This window comes from Stenotrophomonas maltophilia group sp. Smal32 (assembly GCF_030237085.1).
GTDB classification, from domain to species: domain Bacteria; phylum Pseudomonadota; class Gammaproteobacteria; order Xanthomonadales; family Xanthomonadaceae; genus Stenotrophomonas; species Stenotrophomonas maltophilia_Q.
In genome coordinates, this window is the sequence record NZ_JASJSI010000135.1 from 1 (window position 1) to 10,650 (window position 10,650).

The window sequence follows — 10,650 nt, forward strand, 5'->3', positions numbered from 1 at the left end:
GCGGCGCGCGTGGGGGCGGGCTGGGAATGGCTGCTTGGGCAAAATCATTAGTGAACACACATTTTTTTTTATATTATAGTGCTTTGTGGGAGCCCCGGGGGGCCCCCCCCCCCCCAGCCGGGGGTGTGGGGGGGGGGGGGGGGGGGGGGGGGGGGGGGGGGGGGGGGGGGCGGGGGGGGGGGGGGGGGCGGCCGGGGGGGGGGGGGGGGGGGGGGCCCCCCCCCCCCCCCCCCCCCCCCGCCAAACCATCAGCAATCCAGAGCCGCTTTGGCTTCGGCTGTTGCCTCTGCGGGTGCAGGGCGCAGCCCTGCCGAACCCCACCCTCAGGAACTGCAGGACAGCATCGAGCAGCCGGCGCGGTTATCGGCCCATGCAGGGCGCTTGCCTGCGAAGTGCTCGAGCCCCGGGCGCTCGGTGTACGGGTCGCGCAGTACGTCCTGCAATGCATGAACACCGCCGAGATCCCCCTGCTCGGCGCGATCGATGGCCTCCTGCGCCAGCCAGTTGCGCAGCACGTACAGCGGATTGGCCGCGGCCATCTTCGCCGTGCGTTCGCTGGCCGACAGCGTATCCATGCGCAGCCGCGCCGCGTAGTCCTGGAGCCACTGCTGCAACGGTGCCTGCACCGACTGCTGGCGCGCCTCGTCGTAGTACACCGCGTCCAGCAGGCCCACATCGGGCGACGCTGGATCAACGCGCATCAGCGCGCGCCAGGCCAGCGTCATGTCCATGCTGCCGTCCTGCATCAACTGCTGCCAGCGCAGGTAGAGCTGCAGGTCCTCATCATCGGCCGCAGCCAGGCCGAGCTTGGCCGCTGCATCGCGACGGGTGCAGGCAACGAACGTGGACTGGTACGCCGCCAATCCTGCCTGCAGCGGTTCGACATCGGCAAACAATGACGACAACGCCTGCGCCAATCGGCTCAGGTTCCAGTACGCCACCTGCGGCTGGGTACCGAAACGATAGCGCCGGCCTTGGGCATCGGTGGTGTTCGGCGTCCAGTCCGGATCGAAGTCCTCGACCCATCCATAGGGACCGTAATCCAGCGTGAGGCCGAGCACGGACAGGTTGTCGGTGTTCATCACGCCATGGACGAAGCCCACGCGCATCCAGTGCGCGATCATCTCGGCGGTGCGCACCGCGATCTGCGCGAACCAATCGCCATACAGCGCCTCGCCCTGCCCTTCCAGCTCGGGGAAATCGCGGGCGATGCAGGCATCCACCAGCTGCTGCAGCAAGGCGGTTTCACCACGCGAGGCCGGCAGTTCGAAGGAACCGAAACGCAGGAACGAAGGCGATACCCGGCACACGATGGCGCCGGGCTCGGCACGCGGGTGGCCGTCGTAGAACATGTCGCGCACCACGTCTTCGCCGGTGCCGACCAGCGACAGCGCGCGCGTGGTCGGCACGCCCAGGTGATGCATCGCTTCGCTGCACAGGAACTCGCGGATGGACGAGCGCAGCACCGCGCGACCATCGGCGCCCCGCGAATACGGGGTCGGGCCGGCACCCTTCAGCTGCAGCTCCCAATGACCGCCATCCGGTGCGACCACTTCGCCCAGCGAGATCGCGCGGCCATCACCCAGCTGCCCCGCCCAGTGACCGAACTGATGGCCGCCATAGTTGGCCGCCCACGGCTGCATGCCGGGGTATAGCGCATTGCCGCCGAATACGCGCGCGAAGCCTTCGCTCTCGACCTCAGCGGTATCGAAGCCGAGCATCGTGGCAACGTCCGGCGACCAGGCCAGCAGCGTGGGGACTGCCACGGGCGTCGGCATCACCGGCGACCAGGCGGCGCCCAGTACTTCGCGGCGACGCGGGCCGGATTCGGGGTCACCCGGCAGGGCATTCAGCAGGCGATTGTCGAAACGGGGGCTGTCGGTATCCATGGGGTTGAAGATGGGGGCGACCGCCGCCCGCCTCAATTGCCGCTGAGCGCCTGCAGATGCCCGCCATGTGCTTCGGCGCGCTGATAGGCCGGGCGCTCGCTGATGCGCTTGAGGAAATCGCGTAGCGCCGGCTTGTCATCCAGGCCACCACCACGGGCGGCGGCAGCCTGGATCGGGAAGCTCATCTGGATGTCGGCCGCGCTGAACCGCTCACCGGCGAACCAAGGGCTTTCGGCCAGGCGGCGCTCCATCCAGTCCAGGTGCAGGCGCCTTTGCGGGCCAATGAAGCCACGCTCGGCCTTGTCGGCGATGCTGCGCGCGATCGGGCGCGCAAAGAACGGCATCGGCGCGTTGCGGATGCGGCCCATCACCAGGGTCAGCAGTAGCGGCGGCATCGCCGAGCCTTCGGCGTAGTGCAGCCAATAGCGGTAGGCGATGCGCTCGGCGCCATCGGCCGGCGTCGGTGACGGCGACAGCTGGCGCTGGGTGTCGTAACGGTCGGCGAGGTAATCCAGGATTGCGCCGGACTCGGCCAGCACCAGTTCGCCATCCTGCAGCACCGGCGACTTGCCGAGCGGATGCACGTTGCGAAGCTCCGGCGGTGCCAGCAGCGTCTTCGGATCGCGCGGATAGCGGCGCAGCTCGTAGTCCAGCCCGAGCTCCTCCAGCATCCACAGCACGCGCAGGGAACGGGAGTTTTCCAGGTGGTGGACGATGCGCATGGGGACGATCCTTGGGGAGGCCCACATCGTACCGTGATGGCTGCATGCCCCATGTAGAGTCGAGCCATGCTCGACTGTCTTTGGAAAGCAGTCGATCAAGGCTCGACGCTACAGAACAACGGGCAATAAAAAACGCCGGAAGCTTTCGCTTCCGGCGTTCTGGCTACCAAACGGTAGCAGACGGATTAGACCGCCTGCACCTGGTCAGCCTGCATACCCTTCTGGCCCTGGACGGCGATGAAGGTAACCTTCTGGCCTTCCTGCAGGGTCTTGAAGCCGGTGCCCTGGATGGCACGGAAGTGCACAAACAGGTCCGGGCCGCTTTCCGGGGTGATGAAGCCGAAGCCCTTGGCGTCGTTGAACCACTTGACGGTGCCGGTCTGACGATCAGACATTTGACTAACTCCTGAAACACATGTTGAAAAAATCGCAGCCACCGGGTATCGGGGCCGAGACTGAGTTGCAGGCGTTGGTAAAGCGGATCGATGAGCGGATCGTGAGATCAACTGCACCAGGCCACGATTCACGGTGACCCTAGCAAACACAGTGGGACGAACGATACGCGTGTTTTCTGCAAAAAGCGATAGCCCGGACGTTCATGGGCGGGCCCCGCCCGCTAGGCGTGGCAAGGGCTGGCAGCTGATCAGGGCTAAACCCGAGTCCCCATTCAGGTTTTTCCTACCCTACACTGGGTAAATGACTGAAGCTGAAACCCAAGCTGAACCCGCCCTCCCCCGCATCTGGGTGGACGCGGATGCCTGCCCCACCGTCATTCGCGACATCCTGTTCCGGGCCGCTGAACGGGTCGGGATCGAGCTGACCCTGGTCGCCAACCAGTGGATCCGCACCCCGCCCTCGCGCTGGCTGCGCTCGATCCAGGTGCCGCAGGGCCTGGACGTTGCCGACAGTGCCATCGTCGAACGGGTGGCCGCCGGTGACCTGGTGGTCACCCAGGACATCCCGCTGGCCGCACTGGTGCTGGAAAAGAAGGCCGTGGCGCTGAACCCGCGCGGCCAGCTGTACACGCCGAACAACATGGCCGAGCGGCTGTCGATGCGCAATTTCATGGAGGAGCTGCGCGGCGCCGGGGTGCAGACCGGAGGACCGCCCCCGTTGGGACCGCGCGACCGGCAGCTGTTCGCCGCCGAGCTGGACCGCTGGCTGGCGCGGCGCCCGGCTCGCTGAACAGACCTAGTCGCCGTTGCCGGGCAGGCACAGGCGCCGCTGGCTGCTGAACCGCCGCGGCTCCCCGGTGAGTGGATCATCGAAGGCCAGCCCCTGTGCCAGCAACTGGAGCGGTGGCTCGGCACTGCTCTCAGGCCGCGACTGCAGCTGCGGGTAAAGGTCATCACCCTCGATCGGCGCGCCCAGCGCGGCCATGTGCACACGCAACTGGTGCTTGCGGCCGGTTTCCGGCTTCAGCCGGTAGCGCCAGATCGGTCCCTCCGCCTCGATCGGATCGATCAGGCTGCGCGCATTGGGCTCACCTGGCACTTCGGCCATGCGGAAGAACGGCTCGTCCGGCGCCAGCCGGCTGTGCCGTCGCAGCGGGAACGCCAGCCCGGGCAGCGCCGGTGCCAGCGCCTCATAGGTCTTTTCAATGCGGCGCTCGCGGAACAACCGCTGGTAGGCATCGCGCGTGGCCGCCTGCGTCGAGAACAGCACCAGGCCAGCGGTCAGCCTGTCCAGCCGATGCAGCGGCGCCAGCCCGGTATTGCCCGTGCGTGCGATCAGGCGTGCCAGCAGGGTTTCGCGTACGTAGCTGCCGGCCGGCGTCACTGGCAGGAAGTGCGGCTTGTCGGCCACCAGCAGGTGCTCATCCAGATGCAGGATGGTCTCGGCGAAGGGAATCACCGGTTCGTCGGCCACCTCGCGGAAGTACTGGATCTCCAGTCCCACCTGCCAGGGCATGTCCGGCGACAGCGCCCTGCCCTGCATGTCCTGCACGCGGCCACGCGCGAAGCGATCCTGCCACTGCGCACGGTCGATGCGCGGGAAACGTGCGCACAGGCCATCAAGCAGGCTGGGCCAGAGGCCGGGCGGCAGCTGCAGGCGGCTGGGCAGGGTCATCGTATCCACTTCTGCGGCGGGAAAGCGTGCAAGCGTGCCACGTTGACGTCCCGCAGACAGCCTGGCAACGGACACCCCGGAAGCAAACCTCTATCATTGTCGTCTTTAGTCCACGGATCCCCCATGGCTCTTACCGCCACCATCCGCAAGGCCGAACTGCAGATCAGCGACATGGATCGCGGCTACTACGCGACCCACAACCTGACCCTGGCCCAGCACCCGTCCGAGACCGACGAACGCCTGATGGTGCGCCTGCTCGCCTTCGCCCTCAATGCCGGTGACCGCCTGGAGTTCGGCCGTGGCCTGAGCACTGACGATGAGCCGGACCTGTGGGAACACGACTACACCGGCGACATCCTGCAGTGGATCGACCTGGGCCATCCGGACGAATCGCGCATCCGCAAGGCCAGCAACCGCAGCCGCCAGGTGCAGGTGATCAATTACGGCGGAAACGCCTCGGACATCTGGTGGGGCAAGCAGGGCAAGGGCCTGGCGCGCTTCGACAACCTGTCGGTGGTCGACCTCGATGGTGCCTTCGTAGAACTGTGGGGCCAGCAGATCCAGCGCGCGATGCGCTGGAGCGTGCTGATCCAGGACGGTGAAGTGCAGCTGCTCAACGATCAGATGCAGCTCGACGTGATCCCGAACTGGCGCAAGCGCGCCAAGGCATGAGCACGATCCGCTGCGACGTGGTGGTCATCGGCGCCGGCGCGGCCGGACTGATGACCGCGATCACGGCTGGCCAACGCGGCCGCCAGGTGCAGGTGATCGACCATGCCAACAAGGTCGGCAAGAAGATCCTGATGTCCGGCGGTGGCCGCTGCAACTTCACCAACACCGGCACCACCCCAGCCAATTTCCTGTCAGCCAACCCGCACTTCTGCAAGTCGGCGCTGGCGCGCTACACGCCCTGGCACTTCATCGAGCTGGTCAGCAAGCACGGCATCGCCTATCACGAAAAGGAGCTGGGCCAGCTGTTCTGCGACATCTCCTCCAAGCAGATCGTGAAGATGCTGGTGGACGAATGCCAGGCGGCCGGCGCGCAGATCCGCACCGAGTGCAGCGTGCAGCGCATCGAGCACGGCAGCGACGGTTTCCGCGTGTACACCACGCACGGCCTGTTCCACTGCGCTTCGCTGGTGGTGGCCACCGGCGGCCTGTCGATTCCGAGCATGGGCGCCACCGGCTTCGGCTACGAGATTGCCCGCCAGTTCGGCCACCAGGTGCTGCCGACCCGCGCAGGCCTGGTACCGCTGACGCTCAGCGGCAAGCACCAGGAGCGGCTGGCCGATCTGAGTGGTGTCGCCCTGCCGATCGAGGCGCGCTGCAACGGCAAGAGCTTCCAGAACTTCATGCTGCTGACCCATCGCGGCGTCAGTGGCCCGGCGATCCTGCAGATCTCCTCGTTCTGGCAACCCGGCGATGCACTGGAGCTGGACCTGCTGCCCGGCCAGGATGCAGGCGAGTGGCTGCGCCAGATGAAACGCGAGCGCCCGGCCGCCGAGCTGCGCACCGTGCTGGGCGAGGTACTGCCGAAGCGGCTGGCGCAGCGCCTGTGCGAGCACTGGCTGCCCGACCGGCCCGTGCGCCAGCTGGACGAGCCGGTGCTGCGCCAGGCCGCGCAGCTGCTGGGCGCGTTCCCGCTGGTGGCCAGTGGCACCGAGGGCTACCGCACCGCCGAGGTCACCCTGGGCGGCGTGGATACGGCCGAGGTGTCGTCCTCTACGATGGAATCCAAGCGGGTGCCCGGCCTGCATTTCGTTGGCGAGGTGCTGGACGTGACCGGCTGGCTGGGCGGCTACAACTTCCAGTGGGCCTGGGCCAGCGGCCACGCCGCCGGTGGCGTGGTGTGAAGCAGATCGCCGTTCGATGCGTGCAAGGGGTGCACGCATGGACGGTTCGCCGCGCATCGTGTATCTAGATTCGCAGATTGGGGAGCAGTGCATGCAGAACGCGAACGACATCACCATCCGCCTGCTGATCGTTGATGACAGCGGCGAAAACGCCGAAGCCATTGTCAGCACCCTGCGCAACAGCGGCATCGCGGTGCGCCCCTGGCGGCCGCAGGATGCGGCCGAGCTGTCCCAGGTGCTGTCCGGCCAGGCCATCGACCTGGTGCTGGCATCGCCCTCGCAGGGCATCCCGCTGCCACTGGTGGCCCAGCACATCGCCGCCAGTGGCAAGGACATCCCGCTGGTGCTGCTGGCCGAGCGCATCGACGAGGACGAGCTGGTGCAGGCCAGCAGCCACGGCATCCGTGCCCTCGCCCTGCGCCAGCGCCCAGAGCACCTGCTCGCCGTGGTCCGCGACCAGTGGGTGGACCTGCAGGCGCGGCGTGGCCTGCGCCGCATCGAGGCGCAGATGCGCGAGACCGAGCGCCGCTGCGATGCGCTGATCGCCTCCTCACGCGACCCCATCGCCTACGTGCATGAAGGCATGCACATCCGTGCCAACGACGCCTACCTGGAAATGTTCGGTTACGAGCATTTCGACGATATCGAAGGCATCTCGCTGCTGGACATGGTCGCCGCCCAGCATGTGGAGGGCTTCAAGCAGCTGCTGAAGGGCCTGAGCCGTGGTGAAGCGCCACCGCCGCAGTACCAGCTCGATGCCCGTCACGAAGATGGCAGCGCGTTCCCGGCAACGATGGAATTCACTGCCGCCACCTACGAGGGCGAATCCTGCCTGCAGGTGGTGCTCCGCCGCCGCATGGAGTTCGACCCGGAACTGGCGCGCGAGGTCGAGGACCTGCGCCAGCGCGACCAGGTCACCGGCCTGCTCAACCGCCCGACCTTCATGCTGCAGCTGGAAAGCGCGGTGGCCCAGGCCGGGCGCAGCGAGGGCCAGTTCGGCCTGCTGCTGATCGAGCCGGACCACTACGCGCGCCTGCTGCCGGACATCGGCCTGGCGTCGGCCGACACCCTGATCGGCGCCCTGGCCGGCCTGCTGGCCGAGGTGGTCGGCGAGGACGCGCAGCTGGCCCGCTTCGGCGAACACAATTTCGCCGTGCTGCAGGCCGGGCCCTACGCGCAGACCGTGGCGCTGGCCGAGCGCATCCGCGAAGCCTACGCCGCACACGTCTTCAGCATCGGCGCGCGTTCGGCCACGGTGACGGTCAGCATCGGCGGCGTACAGGTGGGCGAGAAGATCGCCAGCATCGGCCAGGTGCTCGCACGCGCCAGCGAGTGCACGCATGCCGCCGCCGAACTGGGCAATACCTGCCGCATCTTCGACCCGGCTGCGGCCGACCGCGTCGAGGAAGAGCGCGTGCTGCGCTGGGTCACCCGTATCCGTGAAGCACTGGCCGGCGACGGCTTCCAGCTGCACTACCAGCCGGTGCTGAACCTGCAGGGCGAGCCGCTGGAGCTGTACGAAGCCTACCTGCGCCTGGAGCACAACGGCGAGCTGTTGAGCCCCACCGCGTTCCTGGGCATCGCCGAGGAGCACGGCCTGCTGGCCGACATCAACCGCTGGGTGGTTTCGCAGGCCATCGCCGTACTGGGCCAGCGTGCGCGCCAGGGCCATGCCACCCAGGTACTGGTGAAGGTGACGCCGGAATCGTTCGACGACCCGCAGATGATCGCCACCCTGCGCCGCGAACTGCAGGCGCAGGGCGTACCCGGTGAGCGACTGTGGCTGCATGCACCGGAAGCGAAGGTGTTCACCCACCTGCGCAGTGCGCAGCAGTTCCTTGCCGAAGTGGCGCCGCTGGGCTGCCGCATCGGCCTGGAGCAGTTTGGTTCGGGATTGGACTCGTTCCAGCTGCTGGCCCACTTCCAGCCGCAGTTCCTCAAGCTGGACCGCGGTTTCACCAGCGATCTGGCGGCCACCCGCGAGAACATCGACCGCATCAGCCAGATCACCGCACGCGCGCAGGAAGCCGGTATCCATACCATCGCCGAGTTCGTCAGCGATGCCAATTCGATGACCCTGTTGTTCAGTGCCGGGGTGGACTACGTGCAGGGCGACTTCGTCGGCCCGGCGCTGCCGGAGATGGGGTTCGAGTTCGGGTGACGCGTCTCTGTAGAGCCGAACCATGCTCGGCTGCAGGACTCAAGCGAAGAGCAGCCGAGCATGGCTCGGCTCTACACAAACGAGAAGGCCGGCTTTCGCCGGCCTTTTCATTGATCAGGTCATGTCGACCAGGTTGTCGATCTTCACGTCCGGGTTGACGTCGGCCTCGTAGTCGACACCCTCCACGCCAAAGCCGAACAGGCGCAGGAAGTCGGCCTTGTAGCCGGCCAGGTCGCTGATCTCGTACAGGTTCTCGTTGGTCACCTGCGGCCACAGCGCGACCACCTTGCCCTGCACGTCCGCCGCCATTTCCTTGTAGTCGGCACGCAGGCGGCCTTCCTTATCGACCAGCGCGACGGTGTGGCCCTCGCCATCGACCAGGTCGTGGCGCAGGCGATCGATCGCCACGCCGTCGGCCTTGCCGCCGTAGAGGATGTCGTACAGCACGTCGAGCTGCTCGATGCAGCCTTCGTGGGTGCCCTTTTCCTTCATCACCTTGAACAGCAGCGACAGGTACAGCGGCATGGTCGGAATGGCCGAGCTGGCCTGGGTGACCACGGCCTTCAGCACCGACACGCGCGCGTCGCCGCCGATTTTCGCCAGCTTTTCGCGCAGGCCAAGCACCTTGGTGTCCAGGTCCTTCTTGGCGGCACCGATGGAACCGTTCCAGTAGATCGCCTGGGTGATTTCTTCGCCCACGTAAGTGAAGGCCGTGGTGGTGCAGCCGTTGGCCAGCACGCCGGCGTCGGCCAGCGCATCGATCCACATCTGCCAGTCCTCACCGCCCATCACCGCAACGGTGCCGGCGATTTCTTCCGGCGTGGCCGGCTGCAGGTGGGTCTCGGTCAGTACTTCCTTGTCGGTATCCAGGCCACGCAGGGTGATCGGCTCACCGATCGGCTTCAGCGTGGAGCTGATGATCTCGCCGGTCTTCGGATGCTTGCGGCGCGGCGCGGCCAGGCTGTAGACGACCTGGTCGACCTGGCCCAGATCGGCCTTGATCATCTCGATGGTCCTGGCCTTCACTTCATCGGAGAAGGCGTCGCCGTTGATGCTCTTGGCGTACAGGCCGGCTTCGTCGGCGTACTTGTGGAACGCGGCCGAGTTGTACCAGCCGGCCGTGCCCGGCTTGGATTCGGTGCCCGGTCGCTCGAAGAAGATGCCCAGGGTCGCGGCGCCGCTGCCAAAGGCAGCGGTGATGCGCGCCGCCAGGCCGTAACCGGTGGACGCGCCGATGACCAGCACGCGCTTGGGGCCGTTCTGGATCGGCGGGCGCGCGCGGATGTAGTCGATCTGCTGCTTGACCGCGGCCTCGCAGCCGGTCGGGTGGGTGGTGACGCAGATGAAGCCGCGGACGCGCGGTTTGATGACCATGGATACCTCGGGTTGGCAGATGCGGCGCACGGGGCGCTCAGCAGGAATACGGGCGCGCGCCTGCGCGCGCGAACCGCAGGATCGTAGTGCGCGGGGGCCGAATGCACAACCGACGCTGGCGTAGGGTGGTGTTTGTTTTGCAGGGTTGCACCCTGCACCCGCAGAGGCCGGAGCAACGGCCACAGCCGGAGCAACGTCAAAAGCTGGGCTCCTGTGAGATGGCGCGGTGGGTCCGGTTGAGGGGGACGCTGCAAGTACGTCCATGTAAGCTCGGTCGCCGCATCCATGCGGCTCACGCCCCCTCAACCGGACCCACCCCGCTTTCGACAGTTCTCCGCGATCTGCCAGGAAGGCGTGCGGCCCTGGTAGGTGTCGCCCGTGGTCGACACCGTTGAATTCACTCGATAACTGACACATGTGTCGACCAAGGTCGACACCAAACAACACCTACCGGAATCTGTCGGCCGTGGGGGCATGTGGGGTTGGCCGCCCCGTTGGGCCCAGGGTTGCGGCCACGCTCCCCCCACGTTTGGGTTAACGGGTTTTGTTGCAAACCAAAATTGCCCGGCCCAACACCAAAA

General features: G+C 66.8%; 9 protein-coding genes. 4 read left to right on the plus strand and 5 right to left on the minus strand.

Translation table 11 applies throughout. The annotated features are described in order from the left end of the window. Nucleotides 1–323: 323 nt before the first annotated feature. The 3 genes from QRO91_RS20300 to QRO91_RS20310 form a co-directional block, all read right to left on the minus strand. Nucleotides 324–1,889, minus strand: coding sequence for a YdiU family protein (locus tag QRO91_RS20300; protein WP_197633762.1), 1,566 nt, complete (start codon nucleotides 1,887–1,889; stop codon nucleotides 324–326). A gap of 32 nt (nucleotides 1,890–1,921) precedes the next feature. Then, nucleotides 1,922–2,611 carry a glutathione S-transferase family protein gene (locus QRO91_RS20305; protein ID WP_049428208.1) on the minus strand — a complete coding sequence of 230 codons (690 nt, stop codon included), beginning with the start codon at nucleotides 2,609–2,611 and terminating at the stop codon, nucleotides 1,922–1,924. A gap of 185 nt (nucleotides 2,612–2,796) precedes the next feature. Further along, entirely contained in the window at nucleotides 2,797–3,006 is a 210-nt protein-coding gene (locus tag QRO91_RS20310) for a cold-shock protein (RefSeq protein ID WP_004153307.1), read from the minus strand. Between the two features lie 301 nt (nucleotides 3,007–3,307). Here QRO91_RS20310 and QRO91_RS20315 point away from each other — a divergent pair, with 301 nt between their 5' ends. Beyond that, complete coding sequence (locus tag QRO91_RS20315; RefSeq protein WP_059034065.1) at nucleotides 3,308–3,796, plus strand: YaiI/YqxD family protein; 489 nt, start codon at nucleotides 3,308–3,310, stop codon at nucleotides 3,794–3,796. Between the two features lie 6 nt (nucleotides 3,797–3,802). On the opposite strand, the gene QRO91_RS20320 is transcribed toward QRO91_RS20315, so the two are convergent. Next, nucleotides 3,803–4,681 carry a pseudouridine synthase gene (locus QRO91_RS20320; RefSeq protein WP_197651213.1) on the minus strand — a complete coding sequence of 293 codons (879 nt, stop codon included), beginning with the start codon at nucleotides 4,679–4,681 and terminating at the stop codon, nucleotides 3,803–3,805. A gap of 123 nt (nucleotides 4,682–4,804) precedes the next feature. Between QRO91_RS20320 and QRO91_RS20325 the strand changes: the two genes are divergently transcribed. The 3 genes from QRO91_RS20325 to QRO91_RS20335 all read left to right on the plus strand — a co-directional run bounded on the left by QRO91_RS20325 (nucleotide 4,805) and on the right by QRO91_RS20335 (nucleotide 8,695). After that, nucleotides 4,805–5,353: a YaeQ family protein gene (locus QRO91_RS20325; protein ID WP_049428197.1), complete on the plus strand. Its 549-nt coding sequence runs from the start codon at nucleotides 4,805–4,807 to the stop codon at nucleotides 5,351–5,353. Further along, entirely contained in the window at nucleotides 5,350–6,534 is a 1,185-nt protein-coding gene (locus QRO91_RS20330; RefSeq protein WP_197651212.1) for an NAD(P)/FAD-dependent oxidoreductase, read from the plus strand. The genes QRO91_RS20325 and QRO91_RS20330 overlap by 4 nt, the downstream gene beginning before the upstream one ends. A gap of 91 nt (nucleotides 6,535–6,625) precedes the next feature. Then, entirely contained in the window at nucleotides 6,626–8,695 is a 2,070-nt protein-coding gene (locus tag QRO91_RS20335) for an EAL domain-containing protein (RefSeq protein ID WP_197620814.1), read from the plus strand. A gap of 114 nt (nucleotides 8,696–8,809) precedes the next feature. Here QRO91_RS20335 and fabV read toward each other — a convergent pair whose 3' ends face one another. Continuing rightward, nucleotides 8,810–10,069 (minus strand): enoyl-ACP reductase FabV, encoded by a 1,260-nt coding sequence (fabV, locus tag QRO91_RS20340; protein WP_197632478.1) that lies wholly within the window; start codon nucleotides 10,067–10,069, stop codon nucleotides 8,810–8,812. Nucleotides 10,070–10,650: the final 581 nt, after the last annotated feature.

Excerpts from the sequence above, each read along its gene's own strand:
- QRO91_RS20300 (WP_197633762.1), bottom strand. The coding sequence starts at position 1,889 with ATGGATACCGACAGCCCCCGTTTCGACAATCGCCTGCTGAATGCCCTG.
- QRO91_RS20305 (WP_049428208.1), bottom strand. The coding sequence starts at position 2,611 with ATGCGCATCGTCCACCACCTGGAAAACTCCCGTTCCCTGCGCGTGCTG.
- QRO91_RS20310 (WP_004153307.1), bottom strand. The coding sequence starts at position 3,006 with ATGTCTGATCGTCAGACCGGCACCGTCAAGTGGTTCAACGACGCCAAG.
- QRO91_RS20315 (WP_059034065.1), top strand. The coding sequence starts at position 3,308 with ATGACTGAAGCTGAAACCCAAGCTGAACCCGCCCTCCCCCGCATCTGG.
- QRO91_RS20320 (WP_197651213.1), bottom strand. The coding sequence starts at position 4,681 with ATGACCCTGCCCAGCCGCCTGCAGCTGCCGCCCGGCCTCTGGCCCAGC.
- QRO91_RS20325 (WP_049428197.1), top strand. The coding sequence starts at position 4,805 with ATGGCTCTTACCGCCACCATCCGCAAGGCCGAACTGCAGATCAGCGAC.
- QRO91_RS20330 (WP_197651212.1), top strand. The coding sequence starts at position 5,350 with ATGAGCACGATCCGCTGCGACGTGGTGGTCATCGGCGCCGGCGCGGCC.
- QRO91_RS20335 (WP_197620814.1), top strand. The coding sequence starts at position 6,626 with ATGCAGAACGCGAACGACATCACCATCCGCCTGCTGATCGTTGATGAC.
- fabV (WP_197632478.1), bottom strand. The coding sequence starts at position 10,069 with ATGGTCATCAAACCGCGCGTCCGCGGCTTCATCTGCGTCACCACCCAC.